Source organism: Streptomyces sp. NPDC030165, assembly GCF_055573595.1.
Map to the genome: position 1 here is coordinate 1 of NZ_JBVIBD010000033.1, position 19,159 is coordinate 19,159.

Annotated in this window: 19 protein-coding genes and 2 pseudogenes; 8 read left to right on the top strand and 13 right to left on the bottom strand. The window is 69.3% G+C overall.

From position 1 onward, the window contains the following. From ACZ4Z1_RS37890 to ACZ4Z1_RS37920, 7 genes and pseudogenes are all read left to right on the top strand, one after another. A pseudogene (locus ACZ4Z1_RS37890) lies at positions 1-165 on the top strand (transposase); the annotation flags it as partial. A gap of 1,248 nt (positions 166-1,413) precedes the next feature. Beyond that, positions 1,414-2,787, top strand: a pseudogene (locus ACZ4Z1_RS37895) (cytochrome P450). 111 nt (positions 2,788-2,898) lie between these two features. Further along, the gene (locus ACZ4Z1_RS37900) at positions 2,899-4,152 is read left to right on the top strand and encodes a terpene synthase family protein (RefSeq protein ID WP_468491229.1); all 1,254 of its coding nucleotides are present in this window, start codon (positions 2,899-2,901) and stop codon (positions 4,150-4,152) included. A gap of 93 nt (positions 4,153-4,245) precedes the next feature. Then, complete coding sequence (locus ACZ4Z1_RS37905; protein WP_468491230.1) at positions 4,246-5,286, top strand: polyprenyl synthetase family protein; 1,041 nt, start codon at positions 4,246-4,248, stop codon at positions 5,284-5,286. Between the two features lie 237 nt (positions 5,287-5,523). Then, positions 5,524-6,759 (top strand): IS701 family transposase, encoded by a 1,236-nt coding sequence (locus ACZ4Z1_RS37910; protein ID WP_468491284.1) that lies wholly within the window; start codon positions 5,524-5,526, stop codon positions 6,757-6,759. Between the two features lie 132 nt (positions 6,760-6,891). Next, a complete protein-coding gene (locus ACZ4Z1_RS37915; RefSeq protein WP_468491231.1) occupies positions 6,892-8,259 on the top strand; it encodes a helix-turn-helix transcriptional regulator in 1,368 nt (455 codons plus the stop codon). A 302-nt stretch (positions 8,260-8,561) separates the two neighbouring features. After that, entirely contained in the window at positions 8,562-9,185 is a 624-nt protein-coding gene (locus ACZ4Z1_RS37920; RefSeq protein ID WP_468491232.1) for a ScbR family autoregulator-binding transcription factor, read from the top strand. 458 nt (positions 9,186-9,643) lie between these two features. Here ACZ4Z1_RS37920 and ACZ4Z1_RS37925 read toward each other — a convergent pair whose 3' ends face one another. Continuing rightward, positions 9,644-9,988, bottom strand: a complete 345-nt coding sequence (locus tag ACZ4Z1_RS37925; RefSeq protein ID WP_468491233.1) for a hypothetical protein — start codon at positions 9,986-9,988, stop codon at positions 9,644-9,646. Between the two features lie 319 nt (positions 9,989-10,307). Here ACZ4Z1_RS37925 and ACZ4Z1_RS37930 point away from each other — a divergent pair, with 319 nt between their 5' ends. After that, the gene (locus ACZ4Z1_RS37930) at positions 10,308-11,537 is read left to right on the top strand and encodes an MFS transporter (RefSeq protein WP_468491234.1); all 1,230 of its coding nucleotides are present in this window, start codon (positions 10,308-10,310) and stop codon (positions 11,535-11,537) included. Positions 11,538-11,584: 47 nt separating this feature from the next. On the opposite strand, the gene ACZ4Z1_RS37935 is transcribed toward ACZ4Z1_RS37930, so the two are convergent. The 12 genes from ACZ4Z1_RS37935 to ACZ4Z1_RS37990 all read right to left on the bottom strand — a co-directional run bounded on the left by ACZ4Z1_RS37935 (position 11,585) and on the right by ACZ4Z1_RS37990 (position 18,804). Beyond that, positions 11,585-12,034, bottom strand: coding sequence for a hypothetical protein (locus ACZ4Z1_RS37935; protein ID WP_468491235.1), 450 nt, complete (start codon positions 12,032-12,034; stop codon positions 11,585-11,587). Between the two features lie 28 nt (positions 12,035-12,062). Continuing rightward, complete coding sequence (locus tag ACZ4Z1_RS37940; protein WP_468491236.1) at positions 12,063-12,692, bottom strand: phytanoyl-CoA dioxygenase family protein; 630 nt, start codon at positions 12,690-12,692, stop codon at positions 12,063-12,065. Between the two features lie 123 nt (positions 12,693-12,815). Then, positions 12,816-13,490, bottom strand: a complete 675-nt coding sequence (locus tag ACZ4Z1_RS37945; protein WP_468491237.1) for a phytanoyl-CoA dioxygenase family protein — start codon at positions 13,488-13,490, stop codon at positions 12,816-12,818. Then, positions 13,487-13,987 carry an NUDIX domain-containing protein gene (locus ACZ4Z1_RS37950; RefSeq protein ID WP_468491238.1) on the bottom strand — a complete coding sequence of 167 codons (501 nt, stop codon included), beginning with the start codon at positions 13,985-13,987 and terminating at the stop codon, positions 13,487-13,489. Before ACZ4Z1_RS37950 ends, ACZ4Z1_RS37945 begins: the two co-directional genes overlap by 4 nt. Before the next feature lie 7 nt (positions 13,988-13,994). Continuing rightward, positions 13,995-15,032: an MvdC/MvdD family ATP grasp protein gene (locus ACZ4Z1_RS37955; RefSeq protein WP_468491239.1), complete on the bottom strand. Its 1,038-nt coding sequence runs from the start codon at positions 15,030-15,032 to the stop codon at positions 13,995-13,997. Beyond that, on the bottom strand, positions 15,023-15,265 hold the full coding sequence (locus ACZ4Z1_RS37960; RefSeq protein ID WP_468491240.1) for a hypothetical protein: 243 nt from the start codon (positions 15,263-15,265) through the stop codon (positions 15,023-15,025). Before ACZ4Z1_RS37960 ends, ACZ4Z1_RS37955 begins: the two co-directional genes overlap by 10 nt. 291 nt (positions 15,266-15,556) lie before the next feature. Further along, on the bottom strand, positions 15,557-16,171 hold the full coding sequence (locus ACZ4Z1_RS37965) for a hypothetical protein (RefSeq protein WP_468491241.1): 615 nt from the start codon (positions 16,169-16,171) through the stop codon (positions 15,557-15,559). 3 nt (positions 16,172-16,174) lie between these two features. Continuing rightward, positions 16,175-16,654, bottom strand: a complete 480-nt coding sequence (locus ACZ4Z1_RS37970; protein ID WP_468491242.1) for an NUDIX hydrolase — start codon at positions 16,652-16,654, stop codon at positions 16,175-16,177. A 57-nt stretch (positions 16,655-16,711) separates the two neighbouring features. Beyond that, positions 16,712-17,122, bottom strand: a complete 411-nt coding sequence (locus tag ACZ4Z1_RS37975; protein WP_468491243.1) for a hypothetical protein — start codon at positions 17,120-17,122, stop codon at positions 16,712-16,714. Next, positions 17,119-17,628 carry a hypothetical protein gene (locus ACZ4Z1_RS37980; RefSeq protein ID WP_468491244.1) on the bottom strand — a complete coding sequence of 170 codons (510 nt, stop codon included), beginning with the start codon at positions 17,626-17,628 and terminating at the stop codon, positions 17,119-17,121. The genes ACZ4Z1_RS37975 and ACZ4Z1_RS37980 overlap by 4 nt, the downstream gene beginning before the upstream one ends. Then, complete coding sequence (locus ACZ4Z1_RS37985; protein ID WP_468491245.1) at positions 17,628-17,858, bottom strand: DUF5999 family protein; 231 nt, start codon at positions 17,856-17,858, stop codon at positions 17,628-17,630. The genes ACZ4Z1_RS37980 and ACZ4Z1_RS37985 overlap by 1 nt, the downstream gene beginning before the upstream one ends. 85 nt (positions 17,859-17,943) lie before the next feature. Continuing rightward, positions 17,944-18,804 (bottom strand): ATP-binding protein, encoded by an 861-nt coding sequence (locus ACZ4Z1_RS37990; RefSeq protein ID WP_468491246.1) that lies wholly within the window; start codon positions 18,802-18,804, stop codon positions 17,944-17,946. Positions 18,805-19,159: the final 355 nt, after the last annotated feature.

Here is a 19,159-nt window from a genome sequence, read left to right on the forward strand (position 1 = left end):
CTCCCACCGTCTGGGCCGGCACCGCGCTGGGTCGTGGAACGCACGGTGTCCTGGCTGTCCGGATGCCGACGGCTCCACCGCCGCTACGAACGCAACCCTGACCACTTCCTGGCCTTCACCGCCATCGCGGCAACCCTCATATGCCACCGCCGACTCGCCAAATGAAAAGACGTCTGGTCAGCTCAGGGCTTCCATCTGCTCCTGAGCTGCGGTTTGTACAGCGAGCGTGGCCGTCAATTCTACGAGGCCAGCTGCGACTGTTGCCTCCTGCTCGGCGACATGGAGAGCGGATCGAGCGGACTCTAGGGCCTGCTGCAACTCCTGAACTTGTTGCTGAGCCTCGCGGAGTCGGGCAATGGCTTCAAGGTCCTCTTGCCGGGCGGTGGCGTGGATGGCCAACACGCCTCTGTGGCGGTTACTCACGGGGAGCGGCTGAGGACACAGCGGCAGGCCGAAGAACCCCTCAATCCTGGCGATGGTTCCTAGTACTCCAGCTGTAGATAGCGACCTTCATAGTGTGCGGTCTGCCGGGCGGCTCCAGCGGCAGGCTGGGGCTTGGTAGCTGCGACGGGCGGGCGCGTAAGGCGCCAGGGTGATCGCGCCGCCAAAGGAGTTCGCACAGAGCACCGTCGATCGCGACAGAGAGGCCGGGGCGGCGTGGGTCGCCGAGTTATCCGGGGTCGTGGAGGAGTTGCTAAGGCGCTGGGGTTACGTGCTTGATGGCGAGGTGACGTGATCAGTGCCCCTTTTGCCTGTATTCGTCAGATCATACGATCCGCCCTAGAACTGACGTTGCCTCATCGAATTCACTCATCCCTTCTTAAGAGTGGAGAGTGGCCTCACCAGCGGGATTACACCGCTTGAGAGGCGAGTGAGGCTGTAGCTTCCTCGGCGTGACGATGGCGGAGGGGACCGCGGCCCTACCCGGGCAAAGGCGCGAGGAACAAGCAGAGCTGGGGCTGCGGGTCGAGCAGATGGCCGCCGGGGCAACGCTTTCCCTGATCACCGGCTCGGTGGCCATCTGGGGCCGCCATCCGGAGGTGCCTGATGCGGTCGTCTCCACGGCAACTGGCGGCCGAGAGGGAGCTCAGACGCTCGCGCACTTCGTGTCTCGCAGCGAGGGAGCTCGGGGTGGCCGCGCCGTCCACCACGGTACTTTGGTCACGGCGCAACACTTGACCGAGGGCGCGGTGGAGGTCTTCGAGTCCCCGCCCCACAGGGCCGCGCGCGGGCTCAGCGGTCCGCCGAACGCACCGGGCTGCAGCGCCAGCCCACCTCCTGCCTGCTCTACGCGTTGGCCTGCCGCGCGGCGGTGGTCTGCAGGTTTCTCCTGCTCTGTCCCAGCAGCCGTGAAGTTCAGGCATGCGTAGCCCTGTTCTGGGGCCCGCCCGACACCACAGCGGAGGGCTGATCATGTCGGCCGATAACTCTTTCGCCACCGCGCCGGGGGCGTTGCCGCTGCTCGGCCACACGCTGCGGTTTCTACGTGACCCGCTGCACTTCCTCCGGTCATTGCCGGCCTTCGGAGATGTTGTTTCGATCCGGCTCGGGCCCGTCAACGCCCTCGTGGTCTGCACCCCAGAACTTACCCGCCGTGTCCTGGTGGACGACCGCACCTTCGACAAGGGCGGCTTCCTCTTCGATCGCGGCCGCGAGGTTGTGGGCAACGGCCTGGCAACCTGCCCATACCAGGAGCACCGTCGGCAACGACGGCTGATCCAGCCGACCTTCCACCGAGCGAACCTGCCAGCCTACGCACGAGAGATGAGCGCACAGGTCCGTGCGGCGGCCGACGCGTGGCAGCCCGGCCGAAATATCGACGTCCTGGCGGAGACGACGATGCTCAGCCTGCGCACCGCCGCAGCTACGTTCTTCTCCGCCACGCCCGCCGCTGTCCGTGAGTCACTCATTACCGACATGGCGACCGTCGGAGCAGAGGCGTACCGGCGCATGCTCCTGCCGCCTTGCGCCGCTGCCATCCCTACCCCCGGCAAGCGCCGCTTCGACCGGGCACGCACCCGGTTCCGGCGGACCGTCGAGCGTGTCATTGCCGACTATCGAGCCGACGACATCGACCGTGGCGACCTGATGTCGATGCTGTTGGCAGCCTAGGGTGGCCTCGCCGGCCGAGAGGCGCGGGGGCACTTGTCCGACGTTGAGATCAGCGACCAGGTCATGACGTTTTTCTTCGCCGCGACGGAAACGCTCGGCGCAAGTCTCGCCTGGGCCTTGCACCTGCTGGGACGCCACCCTCGCATTGAGGCAAGACTGCACGCTGAGGTCGACGCCGTTTTGACCGACAGGGTTGCCACCTTCGAGGACCTGCCCCGGCTAGAGGTGACGCGGAACATCATCACCGAGACCCAGCGCCTGTATCCGCCGACCTGGCTGTTGACCCGCCGCACGACAGTTGACACCGAACTCAGCGGCCGGCCCGTCCGCGCCGGAACCGTCGTCGTCTACAGCCCCTACCTCGTGCATCACCGCGCCGATCTATACCGCGACCCGGAGCGTTTCGATCCGGACCGTTGGGTGCCCGAGCGAGCGAAAGCCATCCCCCGTGACGCTTATCTGGCTTTCGGGGCGGGCGCACGCAAGTGCATCGGTGACTCCGTCGCGATGACCGAGGCCGTCCTGGCGCTGGCCACGGTTGCAGCCCGGTGGCGGCTGGAGCCCGCCTCGGGCCGGCAGGTCAAGGCTTCGCCGTCCGCGCTCCTGAACCCCTCAGGGCTGTACATGCGTACTCTCACGCGCGAACGCAAAGAGGCACGGAGCGTGACGACGTAGCACCCGCGGGCGACCACAGCGATGGGAGCGGCGGCAGCCGCCCCCGACATGCTTATGGCGCCGATCTGGTCCGCCCGACCGGCCAGCAGATCCTCACGGGAAGAGCGAGACGTGCCGACTCTCACACCATCTTGGCCTTACCGCAACGCGTTCATGGAAGTCCTGACCGATCACACTCGTGCGTACACGCCGGCCGATGCCGAACGCCTACGTCTGTTGCGAGGCGAATATGTAGCACTCATTGATTCGCACGGCCCGGGGCTGCTGTCGCTGGATGACCTGCTCAGCCCGGTCGGGTTCCCTTTCGGGGAAGCCAGTGCGCACATCAGGCCGCACCCGGCCGAGCAGTCGGTGACGGCCGAGGTCGAGTCCTGGATGCGCGCGAACCAGCTTTGGCTGAGTACGACGCCCCACATCCTCAGCGCCTGCAGCTGGGTGTTTCCCACAGCGAGCAGGGCAGCGCTGATTCTGCAGAGCAAGCTCCTGTCATTCAATTGGTTTCTCAACGATACCCAGGGCAGGGACCTGGCCGGCGTGCACGCGCAGGGGGCCCCTCATCTGGCCGCGGCCGTCGTCGCCATCTGCGATGACCTCGATGCCGCCCCCGACAGCGAGGGCATCCAGGAAGGAGCGGCCAGGCAGCTTCTGCGCGAGATCCGCGCCGGCTCTCCTGCGTCGTGGTTCGCCTGCTTCCTCAGCCGCTTTCGCGATCACGTCCAGCTCACGCACCAAGATCTCAGTCTTCCCGCCACGGGGGTTGTGCCATCGATCTTCGGATACATCCAACAGCGGCTTCGAACCTCCGGCATGGCCTACGTGACCTCCTTGCTGGAGCTCGGCCTCGATGCCTACCTCGACGACCTCTACCGCGAGCCCGACAACCTGGTCTCTGCCCTCGACCGTCTCATGTTCCTAGCGGCGGCTATTCCGGCCATCGGGAACGACGTCGTGTCCTTCGAGAAGGAAGTCGTAGACCTCGGGGCCAGTGACAACCTCATCACCGTCCTCGCGCTCAACCGCCCCGGGACCAGCCTGCTGGAGGCGATCAAAGCCAGCGGCTACCTGGTGGCCGACATGATCCAGGAGTTCGTCACCCTCTCGTCGTACGTGGCCAACCTCGCCGGGGATGTGCGCCCACACGATGAGCCCAGGGCCAGCGCCCTGCTGCGCTACCTCGACGGCCTGGACACGATGATGAAGAGCCAATGGACCTTCCACGCGGTCAGCCGCCGCTACCGGTATCCGAAGTCGCTCTGGAAGGAGATGGCCGTGGACCACGAGGCGATGGCCACCCGTCACGTCGAGGCTGTGGTGCGGCTCGCCCGACAGCAAGGATCTGCCGGTGCTCCGTCGCCCAGCTTTTGATGTGACCGAGCGCCCTCGGCCGCACCGCGCGGCCGGGACCAGGCGCATGTGGGCCCGCCCTGTGAGCGGGGGTTGGACCGGGAGGCAAACCCGATGGTGACCAACGCCGAGGTCGTCCGTAATCCCAGGACCGCCTCCCGGGTGCTGAACGACGCGCGGACGCTGGTCGGACCGCACCTGCGCACGGCGGTGGACTCGCTGCCGGGGCCGCTACGGCGGGCGGCGGGCTACCACTTCGGCTGGCTCGACGACCAGGGTCAGCCCGTCAACGCGGGTGCGGGCAAGATGCTCCGACCTGCGCTGGCACTGCTCTCGGCCGAGGCGGTCGGCGGCACTGCCGAGAACGCCGTCACCGTAGCGACGGCCGTGGAGTTGGTGCACAACTTCTCCCTGCTGCATGACGACGTGATGGACGGCGACCGGGTGCGCCATCACCGGCCGACCGTGTGGGCGGCGTTCGGGGTTCCGACGGCGGTCCTGGCGGGGGACGCATTGTGGGCGCTGGCGCTGCAAGTGCTGGCCGGCACGGGCGCGATCTCGAGTCAGGCATCCCAACTACTCACCGCGGCCCTGCAAGGTCTGGTTGGCGGGCAGAGCGCGGACCTGGACTTCGAGCACCGTGACGATGTGGGCCTACCAGAGTGCGAAGCCATGGCGCTTGGCAAGACTGGGATGCTGATGGGCGCGGCGTGCGCCTTGGGTGCACTGTCCGGCGGTGGCAGCCGCCCCCAGATGGATGCCCTGCGGGAGTTCGGCGAGCGGCTTGGCGTCGCGTTCCAACTCGTAGACGACCTGCTCGGCCTCTGGGGTGACCCCACGGTGACGGGGAAGCCCGTCGGCTGGGATGCGGCCCGCCGCAAGAAGTCCCTGCCAGTGGCAGCCGCTCTTGCCTCCGGCACGGCGGTGGGGGCGGAGTTGGCCGGCCTCTACCGCCTCGACCACCCCCTGACCCACGCCGAACTAACCCGCGCCACCCACCTGGTCGAGCTCGCGGGTGGACGGGACTGGGCCCGGCGGGAGGCCGATCGGCGCGTGCGCGAGGCATTGGCCATCCTGTGGGAGACGACGCCTGTCCTGTCCGTACGCGCCGAGCTGACCGCCCTGGCCGACCTGCTCGGCCACCGGGAATGCTGACGAGTTCAGCCACCACAGCCGACATCACACAGCCGATGCTCGACCGGCTCCCACAGATGGCGTGGTCGAAGTCCAGTTCAGGGCGCAGTTATAGATCACGATCTTGCTGATCAGGGGGCTGGTCCGGGAACGGGTGCGGGAACCGTTGATCATCGGTGTGTGATGACGGAAAATCAGGCGGTGGCCGCAGGTCACAGCATAAATCCTGCCCGCTGGCAGGAGACGTTCGAAGTCCTGATGGGTCGTATCGCGGGACGGTTCGTGCGGGTGGAACCTCGGCGGCGGGCGCGGGCGTTCGTGCTCGGGCTGCTGTCGGATCTGCCGCGCAAGAACTGCTGGACGCTTTCTGAGCATGCCGGGGATGCGACCCCCTACGGTCTGCAGCATCTGCTGTCGAGGGCCAGGTGGGATGCCGACGCGGTACGCGATGACATCCGCGGCTTCGTCGTCGAGCGCCTGCACCACCAGGACGCGGTGCTGGTCGTGGACGAGACCGGCGACCTGAAGAAGGGCACGCACACGGTCGGCGTGCAGCGCCAGTACACCGGCACCGCCGGACGCATCGAGAACAGCCAGGTCGCCGTATACCTCGCCTACTCCACCCCGCTCGGGCACGCGGCGATCGACCGAGAGCTGTATGTCCCGCGTTCCTGGACCGAGGATGCGGCCCGGTGCCGGTCCGCCGGGATACCCGACGCCGTCGGCTTCGCCACGAAACCCGCCCTCGCCGCACGCATGATCGGCCGTGCCCTGGACGCCGGGGTCGCCGCGTCCTGGGTGGCAGGTGATGAGGTCTACGGAGGCAACCCCCACCTGCGAGGCGAGCTCGAAAGACGCGAGATCGGCTACGTACTCGCCGTCGCCTGCGACCACCAGATCACCATGCGGGCGGGCACACTCCGCGCCGACGCCCTGGTCAAGAAGCTCCCCGCACGGGCCTGGCAGAAGCTCTCCGCCGGGGCCGGAGCCAAGGGGCACCGCTTCTATGACTGGGCCCTGGCCGGCATCGCCGACGACCGGCCCGGCCACCACCAGCTCCTCGTCCGCCGTAACCGGCACACCCGAGAACTCGCCTTCTACCGCTGCTACTCAGCCACCCACGTGCCACTGTCCACCCTGGTGCGGGTCGCCGGACGCAGATGGACCGTCGAAGAGATCTTCCAGTCCGGCAAGGGCCTGGCCGGGCTCGACGAACACCAGGTCAGGCGCTGGGTGTCCTGGCACCGCTGGGTTACCCTCGCGATGCTCGCCCACGCCTTCCTCACCGTCGTCCGCGCCGACGAACACGCCCGCCACCCGAAGCCGGAGGGACTCATACCGCTGACCTCCAACGAGATCCAGCACCTGTTCACCGCGCTCATGGTCTGGCCCGCACACGACGCGGCCCATCGGCTCAGCTGGTCCCACTGGCGACGCAGACACCAAGCCCGATCCCAGACCGGCCACTACCAGCGACAAGCCGCCCAGACATGAAGATCGCGATCTACAGCTGGAGTACTAGGGCGGAGATGATAGGGCGGGGGCCAGCCATTGTGAGCTGACCCTCTTTTTTCATGCCCGAAAGCGGACGTCTCCGAAGGCAGGACGAAGGAATGAGGAAGGGTCATGGACGCGAAGGAACCGGACCCCGACGGCGCCGCCCAGAAAAAGGCTTCTTCAGTGCAGGGCGCTGGGCAGCTTGCCGGACAGTTCATGGGGTTTGGCGCGCTGCTGCGAAGGTGGCGTAAGACCGCCGGCGTCACGCAAGCACTGGCCGCTAAGTCCCTGGGAATGGGAGTACGCACGTACCGGAAGATTGAACGGGGCGCGACTCCGCCGCGATTCACTCAGCCCCAGTGCGATTCACTGGCTGCTCTGTTCGCACTGGACCGTGACGAACGCCACGCATTGTTGCTGTATAACGTCGGCACATCCCTTCCCACGTCGAGCGCCGAAGGACGCCCCGAGCTGCGGCGTGCACTGCGATTGCTGATCGACCAGCAGATGCCCAGCCCGATGTACCTCTGCGACCGGTACTGGAACATCATCAGCTTCAACACGGCCATGGCGGAGTGGTGGCCGTGGGTCATGGAGCCCGGCGCCAACCTCATACGCTGGGCGCTGACCCGCTCCGAAGCGCGGGCCCAGTACCACGACTGGCACAAGCACGCTGCGGCCTACGTGAAGATGCTCAAGTTCGCGGAAGCCACCAACGAGCACGACGCCGAACTCCGCCGGCTGATCGACGACGTCAAGAAGGACCCCGACGTACGGCGCATCTGGGAGGCCGAGAACGAGCTGGGCGAGACCCGCGACGGCCACGTCTTCCGCATGAACGTGCCGGCCCTGGGCTGGGAGACCGTTGAGGTCGTCAGTCACGTGGTGTACCCGGCGAGCATGCCTAACTGCCGCTTCGTCGTCATCACCTGGGTCGAGGACGACCGCGCTGACGACGAGCACGACGCCCTCGGGGGTGCCCGCAACGCCTGGGCCGAGACGCCGGCTGCCGGAAAGGCGCAAGCTGCACCGGCCCGGGCCCAGAAGAGCGAGGGGCGGGACGACGCGATACACCAGCGTCACGCGCATTCGCTCACTGCTCGTCTCGTCCTGGATACGGCAGAGGAAGCAGCGGCCCTCGCGGGGGACGACGGCATTCCGCTGCCTGTCCTCAGCCGCCTGATAGGGCCCGACAGCCGCCTGACGCTGTCGCCGAGCAGCCACTCGGTCATCTGGGCGATCGAAGAGGCGCCGGGCGAATGGGCGGCCACCGAGGTCGACGCGAACGCGGTGATCGCCCGCATGCCGCAGGCAGCCCTCATCCCCGAGGCGCGTGACGAAGTGAAACTGCTCACGCGTTGTGCCCTGCCCGCCGCCCCGGACGCAGCCGTCGACCAAATCCAAAAGCTGCTCCCACAGCTGCAGCACCGGATCCTGCTGCTGCGTGAGGTGTGGCGGGACCTGTACGAACAGGACAACCTACTGCCGTATGCCTGAGATCTGCCTAACGATTGGCCGCGGCCTCCGGCACGCTGGGGCGGGCGCGTAGCAATCCGTCGGGCCGGAATCGGTCCGGCGTATAAGCGCGCCAAGCCGCCGCCGAAGAGGCTTTCACAGCGCGCCTTCTTGAACGGCTGGGAGCGCTGTACCGTGTCCCGGCAGGCCCGAAACGCGTGCCCCGAAGTCCTAGTCAGCGGCCCGATCAGTAGAGCTCGTCGCCTTGCGGTGATCAACTTTTGCCTACTCCGCAACGAGATGCGCTCGGCATTTTTGTACCACCCAGGGAAATCTTCGAAGGGATGTGCGGCGCAGTGCAGGAACGGGCGGTCAAGACGCGGGAGGCCATCCTCCGGTCGGCAGCTGAGCTATTCGATGAGCACGGCTACTCTGCGGCGAGCATCAGTAAGATCATGAGACGTGCGGAGGTCACGGCGGGCGCGATGTACTTCCACTTCTCGTGCAAGAGCGATCTGGCTCATGCCGTGATGACCGAGCAAGGTGAAGGACTGGAAATGCCGCCGGGCGAAGACGGCCTGCAACGGCTCATCGACATCACCTTGTACCTCGCCAGCGAGTTGCAGAGCAACCCGAAACTCCGGGCGGGGGTCCGTCTTGCCATCGAGCAAGGAGCCTGGGGTGTCCAAGACGATTCCGCCTACCGCTACTGGGCGGAGATGTTCGCCGTACAGCTGCGCGCAGCCCGAAGCCGGGGGGAGCTACTGCCGGAGGCGAACGAAGAGGAAGTGGCCTGGATGCTGGTCAGTTCCTACTCCGGCACACAGCTCCTCTCCCACATATCCGTCGGCCGAGCCGACTTGCACCATCGGGTGATCACCCTCTGGCGCTACCTCCTACCAGGGATCGCGACCCCTACTGCCATACCGTGCCTCAGCTTCGCCACGCGCTGCGATCAGGCTGCCTAGGATCAGAAAACGCCTGCAGGACCACGCCCTTGACCACCTCTATGGTGTTGGCCTCCCGCAACTGCGGTGCGCTCAGCGGCAGCCGGGAGCCAGTCCGCGCTGTTCGAGATAGCCGTCCAGGCCAAGGTGCGACTGTCGGTGGTGCGAGTGGCGCCAAAAGCTGTGCGGCCAGGATGATGCGGGCGATGTCGGCACAGAACAGCTTTTTGGAGGCTGTAGTGGCCCATAGCGACTAACTGATGTCGCGTAGCGCGGTTTGTGTCGCGTGCTCGCCCCGGCCGTCAGCGTGCGGTGCTGCGGGAAGGTCAGCGGGGGCGGCTGACCCCGGTCATGTAGGCGTTGATGCTGCGGCGCTGGATCGTGCTGCCCGGGATGATGGTGGCTCCCTTGGGCGGCGGTGGGGTCCTCCGCTTCTTCCGGGTGGCCTGGTCGCCCCCGATCAGGTGCCGGTTGTCGATCTATTCCGCGCAGTCCCGCCCTTGTGCCTCGTCGTACGGGCGGCGACAGCCCTTGCAGTAGTCCTCCAGGGCGTCGACGCGTTGATCAGCGCTCGTCTTGAAGCTGCCGCGGAAGTCGGCGATGCGCGCCACGCGCGACTCCACCTCGATCTCAGCGGCGACGACCCAGACGTGCGACAGGTCCTTGGCCGGTTCGACGGCCGGGGCTAGCGGAACGGGGGGAGCTGCCTTCGTCTCCGTCTTCTTCCCTGCGCCCTGCGGTACCGGTACATGCGCAGGAAACAGGGGCTCCTGCCAGAAGGCCCGGCCCGCCGCTGGTGATAGGGGAGCGGTAGCAGTCGTCACCCATTCCTCCGCGCCATGTCGCTGCTGTTGACACAAAGGCCAACCGATACATAGCGCGGAACGTCAGTCCGGGCCGATCCGTTACATCAGGCACCGAGCAGGTTGCCTCCGCTCGTCCGTGTAAGCGGCACCATATGAGCGTTTGTCCGTACGCATCGGCGTAGAACCATGGGCAGTGATGTCCTGCCGGTAGCAGACACAGAGCTGGTGCATTGCTTCGTTCGTGCCATTGACCTCTCGGAGCCTCGTACGTGGCCTAAGGTGTCGCGCGTCCCGGCTGCCTCGGCCGGGATGTGTCGTTTCCGGGCCGGGAGTGATCTTGGGTTACGTACGGCTGCTGCGGCGTCGCCGGGTGCTGGCCTTGTGGGGTGCGCAGGCGTTGTCGGTGCTGGGGGACCGGCTGTATGCGATGGCAGTGATGTGGATCGCCTGGCAGGAGTCCGGGGCGGCGGCGATGGGTCTGGTGGCGGTGGCCGAGTCGCTGCCCTACATCGTGCTCGGGACGGTGGGCCGGGCCGCGGTGGCACGGTGCGCGTCGCTGCGCACCCTGGCCGGGCTGGACGTGGCGCGGGCGCTGCTGGTGGTCCTGCTGCCGCTGGCGTGGGCGGGGTTGGGGGTGCCGGGGCTGCTGGCGGCGGCGTTGCTGCTGGGCGCCGCCGGGGCGCTGTTCGACCCGAACCTGGGGGCGCTGGTGCCCGACCTGGTGCGGCCGGACGAGGTGCAGGCGGTGGTGGGGCTGATGGACCTGTCGGGGCGGCTGGCGCGGATCGCCGGGCCCGGGGCGGCGGGGCTGCTGCTGGCCGTGGTGCCGCAGGCAGCGCTGTTCTGGGCGGACGCGGCGACGTTCGCGGTGTCCGCGGTGGCGCTGGCGCTGCTGGGGCGGCGGCATACGGGCCCCGCGAGTCGGGGGCCGGCCGCGGCGGCGGGGGCGGCGCGGGTGTCGGCATGGCGGCTGTTGCGGGCGCATCCGCCGACGGCCGCTGCCATCGCGGTACACGGGGTCGGGATCGGCGCGGGCGCCGTGGCGATGGCGATGCCCGCGCTGCTGGCCGACGCGGTCGGCGGCGGGCCCGGTGCGTACGGGGCGGTGCTGGCGGCCACCGGGGCGGGGGCGCTCGCCGCGAACGGGGTGGCCGGCAACATGCGGCTGAAGGGGAGTGCGCCGGTGCGCTACTGCGCGGCGTGGGGGGCATCGGGGCTGCTGCTGGCCGCGACGGCGGCCGCGCTGTCCCTGCCGTACCTGCTGGTGGTGGCGGCGCTGTCGGGGGCGGTCGCGCCGTTCCTCCAGGTGACGCTGGCCACGCACCTGGCGGCGCATCCGGCGGCGGAGCGGCTGCGGCTGATGACGGTGGATCTGACGGTGATCCGCACGAGCGGGACGGTGGCGATGCTGGTGGTGCCGGCGCTGGCGGCGGCCGACCCGCGGGCGGGCTTCGTGGCCGGCGGGCTGGTGACGGCGGTGGCGGCCACCGGGGGGGTGGCCGCCACCTGGGGGGCCCGCTCGCGTGCTTCCCTCCCCAAGGAAGCGGTACGCGAGCCGGCCCGGTGATGTCCGGCCCCGCCGGTCAAGGAACGGGGCCGGACAGGCTTACCGCATCACGCGGCGGCGGGGACGGGCTCCGCTACGCGGGACCAGTGGACGATGGTGATGTCCTTGTCCGTCAGGCCGATGCGGTCGTAGATCCTGCGGTGCAGGTAGCCGAAGGCGGCGTCGCGCCGGTCGTCGAAGAAGCCCTGGTCGTACCAGGCGACGCCGAGCCGTATCCAGCCGCCGCCGTCCGTGTTGCCGGGCTCCGGCTCGAAGTGCGTGGCCTGCCAGTCCCAGAGCATCAGCTCCTCCGGGCGCGAGCGCAGCCGCTCGTCGGACTCGCGCAGCTCCTCGATGCAGCGCCGGGCCATGTCCTCGGTGGCGCAGTAGAAGGTGCAGTCGCTGCGCAGCAGCGGCTGCTTGGTGCCGCGCCGCTCGGCGTCGGTGTCCTCGCCGTTCAGCACGCGCACGCTGACCGGCGCGTCGCGCTGTTCGGCGTATTCCTTGAGGATGCTCACTGTGCTCTCCTCTCTTTCCCCTGTGGGATTACCAGCCCGTCCCGCTGACCGGGAACAGGCTGGGGCTTAAGCCGTCGCGTATCCGGATGCCGTCCGGAGCGACGAAGCGGACGCTGAGCGCGGCCCGTACGAGGCCGCTCTCATTGGTGGTGGAGCGGTGCGGCAGCCGGACGTCCATCAGCACGCCCTGCCCCGCGGGGAGGGTCACCGACGCGGTGGACGAGCCGTTGGGCGGGCCGGTGCCGGATGACCGGTAGCCGCCTGCGTGCGCGCCGGAGGCCACGAACGGGCAGCCGGAGTGCGGCGTGACCTCGGTCAGCGCCAGCCACGCGGCCACCGACCGGTCCGGGTCAAGGTGCAGGCGGTCGTTGATGCCGTCCTGGTGCCAGGGCTCAGCGAAGGTGCTGCCCGGCCATCTCAGGATCAGGTCGCTGTGCTCAACGAAGACCTTCGGGCCGATAGCCGCGCGCACCTGGTCCAGGAGCTGGGGGGAGCGCACGATGGCCTGCGCCTCCGGCAGGTCGCAGTGCGGATTGCGGACGAGCTGCGTGCGGGTGCTGCGGTAGCGCTCGGTCAGCTGGTGGCACAGGGTCCGGGCCTCGCCCCAGCGGATGGTGCGCCATCCGTACGGGCTCACCGGCCCCTGCCCGCCGGTCATCTGGAACTCGCGAGGGTGACGTGGCTGTTCATTGCGTACTCCTGTGAAGGGTGAAGCCGACAACGCGTTGCTGTTTGCGATCGGGGTCCCGCCCCACCCCACGTCGGGGCGGGACCACGGTCGTCACCAGCCTGTTCCGCTGACCGGGTCCAGGTGGGCGGGGCTGGAGCCGTCGCGCATCTGGACGCCTCCGGGTGCGGCGTAGCGGATGTTCAGGCCGATGCGCACGCCGCTGATGCGGTTGGAGCCGGAGCGGTGCAGCAGCCGGACGTCCATCAGCACCCCCTGCCCGGGGCCGCAGAGCATCGGGGTGCCGACGGTGCCGTCGGGCACGGTGGCGACCTGGGCCCGGCCGCGCGTGGCGCCGGTGTCCTCCTCCAGGGCGTAGGGCAGGTAGCCGAGCCGCTGGGAGCCGGCCACCACATACAGGCAGCCCGAGGACGGGGGCGCGTTGGTCAGGGCCAGCCACGCGGCGACCGAGCGCTGGGGGTCCAGCTCGATCCGGTCGTCAATGCCGTCCTGGTGCCAGCCGATCTCGAAGTCGGTGCCCGGCCACTTGATGACCAGGAACGTGTGCTCCACCGCGACATCGGGCCCGATGAGGTCCTGGACCTGCTCCAGCAGGCGCGGGGCGCGTACGAGGTCCTTGGCCCAGGCCCGGGTCCGGTGCGGGTTGGGGATGATCTCGGTGCGCTCGGCGCCGAGTTCTTCCAGGATCGCCCGCGCCGCGGGGGCCGGGTCGCCCCAGCCGATCTCGCGCAGCCCCTTCGGGCCCAGCGGCCCGTTGCCGCCCCTCATCGCTGCACCGGTTCGCCACGGTGCAGCTCGATGGTCTTCGCGAAGTCGCGGGCCTCCTTGGCCCGGCGAATGCGTTTGACCATGTAGTCCTGGCAGTAGGCATCCAGTTCGTCGTCCGCGAGGAACAGGTAGGCATCGAGTTCGGGCGACTCCCCGGCCCCGGACGGCGCGGGCAGCCGGATCTGCGCATCAGCGGGGACGGTGCCGAAGTCGAGGACGAAGTTGTAGCCCGGGGCACGGCCCGGTTTGCCGTCCATGCGGTCGATGACCAGCAGCCGTCCGGGGGAAAGCGTCAGCCCCGTCTCCTCGCGGGCTTCGCGTGCGGCGGCGCCGTCGTACCACTCGTCTTCCAGGGCGTGGCCGCCGATGAGCTGGTAGGAGTGCTCGGGGTCATCGGCGTAGGTGGGCCGGACGACCAGGGTCCGGCCGTCGGTGTCGGTCAGCAGCCCTTGTCCGCCGATGCGGACCGGGGGCGCGGGGTTGTATCCCGTGTGCATGGTGCTCCTAGCGCTCAGTGCGCGTGCGCTCGGGCCGGGAGGTGCGGCGGCGCCGGGCGATGCGGGGGTCGGTCAGCAGGTTGGCGAGCTCGGCGGAGATGGTGAGGTCGGGAAGGGGGTGCTCGACGAAGCCGAACTGGCCGGCGGGGTTCACGTCGACCAGCCACCACCGGGCCTGGGTGTCCACCAGCAGGTCCAGGGCCGCGTAGCGCAGGTGCAGGCGGCTCATCAGCCGCACCACGCCGTCCCGGACCTCGGTCGGCACGTCGGTGTAGGCGTAGTCCAGCTCGTCGTAGTGGGCGCGGAAATCGGTGGAGTGAGCCGGCGCCGTCAGCCGGGCGGCGAACAGCTTCGCTTGGACGACGACGAGGCGTACCTCGTACATCGCGAAGATCCGCTGCTGGAACTGGTGCGCGGCAGCGGCCACGTTCTCGCCGAGGCCGCCGGGGTTCACCGGGCTGGTGAAGAGCGCCTTCGGCCTGCCGGTGGTTTCGATCGCCGGCGACACGAGCGATTTGCACACGGCCCGGCCGTAATCGCCCACGGCGCGGCGCGCGTCGGCCACGTCGTTGCCGATCCAGGTGGCAGGCACCCGCAGTCCGGCGGCCACCGCCTGGACCAGGGCGTAAGGCTTGTTCTGCGCCACGTAGGTGTGGTCGGGGTGGTTGACGTGCAGGCATCCGAGGGCGGCAAGGGTGCCGGCCAGTCCGGCAGCCGCCTCCCGGCTCAGCCACTCGGCTTCGCGCTCGTCCACGCCCTCGGGGCGGATACAGGGGGTGGCCGGGTGCCACCACAAGATGGCGCCGATGTCCTCCAGCCGTACGCGGCGCCCGTCGGCTTCCAGGGTCCCCTCGATGCGGTCGCCGGCCAGTTGGGCGGCGAGGGTGACGCGCTTCGGGAAGCTGGCGAGGTCGAAGCGGAGCACCGGGGCGCCGAGGGCGTGCAGCTTCTGGATGACGCCGTTGAGGGAGGCGTCGTCGTCACGGGTGACCACGCAGACCGGGCGCGGACGCCCGGCCTGCGCGACGAGGTCTTCTACCACCACGCGTCGGCCCCGATCATGCGGTCGATGTTCTCGTCCGGGTCGCCGCGGTGTGCCCCGTACAGGCAGGTGGCCATAATGCTCAGGATCGGCGAGCCCACGTCGTCCACGACGAGCTGGCTGTCCGGGGCGTAGCGGTACTGCGGCTCGGTGGCGCTGGCGCCGTCGACCAGCGGCAGCGAGTTCACGTGCTCAAGCACGTACGGCCGGTCGGCCGGGGCGGACAGGGTAGGCAAAATGTGCTCCTCGGTATGGGTGTTGAGCCGGGCGCTGCCCGGTTGGGGAGTTGGGTGCTGGAGGCGCTCGGGGGAACCCCTCCAGCACCCCGGCCCCGGCGTAGCGCGCACCCGCCACGCGTCGCGGTACGCCAGGCCCTGCACGAGAACGCCGTCGGGCAGCGAGTGACGGTGTCCTTGCGCAGAGGTGGGGTGCCGCCGCCGTCTGCGGCGCCCCGGGGCGCGGAAGGCACTTCCGCGCCCTCCCGCGCGGTTATGGGGAGGCCAGCCCCGCGCGGAAGCTGGTGGGCCTCAGCGTCTGAGGCGCAGGGGGCCGGTCAGCGGCGGGATGTCGCTCGCGACGACGGTGTGCAGACGGCGGGCGGGCGCGGTGCGGCGGCGCAGCAGGAAGGGGCGGAACTCGTCGTCGGTAAGATGCAGCTCCAGCCCGTGGCCATACGCGACCTTGCGGGCCAGCACCTCATCGCACAGCGCCGCGAAGACGTACTTCAGCTGCGGGTGGTAGTGCTGGCTGAGCCACCACGTCATCCAGCGGCCGGGCGCGTCACGGGCGTCGGGGTCGGTGTACATGTCGTGCAGCCACAGCGAGTCGCTGTCCGGGTCCTGGTGCCACTGGAGGTTCACCGTGGCATCGATCGAGGTGACCGCGGCGCCCCGCAGCAGCGTCCCCTCATACAGGACCCAGACCTGGGCATCGGTGACGGCGCAGGCCCGCAGGTAGCTGAGCACCGCAGGCTCGATCGAGCCGGGTGCCAGACCGCTCAGGCGCAGCCAGCCCCTACGGGCCTTCACCAGGGCCTTGACCGCTGGGAGGTCGGCGGCCCCGGCCGGAGCGATGCGGTAGCGCGGCGGGCGGCCCGGCTCCCGGGGCTCCGGCGCGAGGTCATCGTGAATCGTGAGAGGCATCGTCTACACCTCCGTGCGGGAGGCGACGGACGACACGTCACGCGGATCGACCTTCTCCCCGCTGGCCTGCACCTTCAGGGCGCACTGGATCAGGGGCGCAGCGCTCCCGCAGTACTCGGCCACCTCGCCGGCGGCCAGCCACCGGTGGTGGTCCAGACCGCCGCCCAGAATGATCCGTCGGTGTTGCGGCACCCGGCCGCAGAATCGCAACCGGTGGCGGTAGACGGGCGTACCGGTCTGCGGGTCGGCGGGAGTCAGGTCGGTGGCGAGCAGCCGGCCGACCATGATCTCCAGCCCGGTGGCGGTCTTGATCGCGGATGCCAGTCCCATCCATCCGGTGTCGTCCCCGTCGGGCGCCACGCCCGGCAGCCCGTACAGGCCCCCGGGAGCATCGTCGGCGTGGACCACCAGCACGCGGTCCCGGTGGTCCAGCAGCACCGCGGAGTACAGGGTCCGCGGGCGGGGAGCGGGGAGCGGGGGCATCAGGTTCTCCGGTGAGGTCGGGCGCCGTCCGAAGCGGACGGCGACGGTGAGGCGGCGTCAGGCCGCGGGGGTGAGGGGGCGCTGCGCGCTGCCGGCGTAGCGGCTGCGGTCGCGGGCGTTGACGATGGCCTCCAGGGCCGCCTCCTGGCACGGCACGCAGCCGTAGAGCACCACGTGCAGGGCCCACTTGGTGACCACGCGCCGCCCGTCGGACCACTTGCGTACGGAGGTCACCACCGACGTGTCCTCGCCGACCCGGTCCACCGGGACGCCGACGGCCTCGCACAGCGAGCACGCCGCGCAGCCGAGCCCGGCCCGCGCCTGCAACCGCTGGCGGTGCCACTCGCACAGGAACAGCGGCAGGTACAGCCCGAGAAAGTCGCCCGGCCCGACGAAGACGGCGGGGTTGGTGGCGGCCGGCTCGCACCCATGCCAGCACCGGCCGGCCAGCATCGCTTCGACGTTCATGTAGCGCACCTCGTCCGGGGAACCATGGGCTCGCTGAGGAAGGCTGCACCGTTCGTCTCCACGGTGCAGCCGATCGACAAGGTGGTGCACACCCCGCGCTCGGTGACCGTGACACTGATGCCGGTGCAGTCCGCGGTCAGGCGGCGGGCGTAGTCCAGCCGGACGGCGGCCTCGTCCAAGGCATCGAAGAACAGGCCCGCCGGGTGCCCCGGGCGCAGCTTCAGCCATGTGCCGCTGCTGTGGAGCCAGTTGACCGCGTGTATGGCGTTCTCCGCCCGCCCGCCCTCCGCCGCGTGCTCCTGCGCGCTTCCGGGTCCGGACACGCTGCGCGACACCCACCACGTGAGAATCGGCTCCGCCTCCGTGCTGCGGCGGTCCCCCCAGTCGATCGTGACGTAGTCGCCTGCACTCGCGGTAGCCGGCACACCGTCACCGAGACCGCGGGCGCGTAAGGCGAAGCGGCGCCAGCGGGGGATGGGCCGACCGCCCCAGGTGAAGCCGGTCATCACGCGACCGCTCCCGTCCGGATCTGCGGGCGGTGCGGGGCGATGACCTGGCCGTCCGGAAGAATTTCGCCAGTGTCCTCGAACGCCAGTACGCCATTGCAGCGGAGCACCCAGCCCTGCTCGGTGTGCGATGCCACGATGCGGGCGGCTTCCCGGTCCGGCGCACCGGCGGCCGGGCACGGCGGCTGGTGCTTACACGGGTGTTTGCTGCGCTGGTCGGTCGGGGGCATGTCCTGGTCCTCTGGTCAGGGATGGGCCCGCCGTGGCGGCGAGCGGATAGGGCGCCGTTCCGGCGGCTGCCGGAACGGTTCCGGCTCATCGCGGTCGGCGCGAAGCGTCCTCGGCAAGGTCGAGCAGCCGCGAAACAGCGACGATCAGGTAATGCATCGGGACGGGCCCGTCGGCGCGCAGCCGTCGGGCCCAGTCGAGGAAGGCGCGGATCTCCGAGCGCGCGGGGTCCGCCTTCGGCAGGTCCTGGAGGTGGCGCTCCGCGAAGGGGACGAGCCTGGGCCACGAGCCCCACACCACCTTGCGCGCCCGGCGCCAGCTCAGGGGGTCGGCGTAGTACAAGCCGGGCATTCTCAGGTAGACCAGCGCCTCGCTGATCCGCGCAGCGTCATAGGACCGGGCCACCCGGTCGCGGTGGTCGCCGACAGGCTCGCGGGGCAGGGTGCAGGCGATCTCCTTGCCGGTGCTCCACCTGGTGAAGCGCCACGTGCCCCCCAGGTGGTACGTCTTGTTGCGCACGAGCAGCAGCCCCCGCCCGCTCTCGTAGGCGTCCCGGCGATCTGCGGATGCGTGGGGCAGACGCGGCATGTTCGGGCACCCGTCCGTCACCGCCACGTCGATCACCGACTCGTACGACGAGAGGCTGAGGACGACATCGCAGCCCGGTACGGCACCGTGCAGGAACGCGTTGGCGACCAGCTCGCCGATCACGTAATCCGCGACCGCGACCACCTCGTCACCAACGCCCCACCGACGAAGCCGCGCGGTCCCGTCATGGCGCATGTCCCGCACCTCCTGGGCATCCACCCGAGGCAACGGAGGGGTGCCGGCCGCGTGCCCGGTGGGCTGGTACGACATCGCCATGAAGTCGAGGGGGTGGCCCACGGCAAAGGCCGACGAGTGCGAGTGCTCACTGATGGGCAGGCCGCCATGCACAGCAACGTTCATCGTTCAGTCCTCCACCGCTCTCGTGGAGCGCTGCCGCAGGCCCGCGGTAGCGCCCCTGCCGCTCTCCCCTACGTGATCGGCGCTCTACTTCAGCCGGGCCAGACGCCCGGCTTGCGAAGAGGAACCACGAGGTGAGAGGGGAAGTCACCTATGCGTACGGACTGCTCGCCTCGGGATGTTGCAACCCGTTCAGCGAAGCTCAACCAGCCTGCTGCAACGGCAAGTTACGATGCAACTGAAAGTCGAGTTGCAAAAAAGTTGGCATATTTTGTTGCTGACACAAGGGGGTTTGCAACATGCACAGTCACTGCCAGACTCGGCACAGCGTCGTTCTCGGCGGTAACAGCGGTGGCGA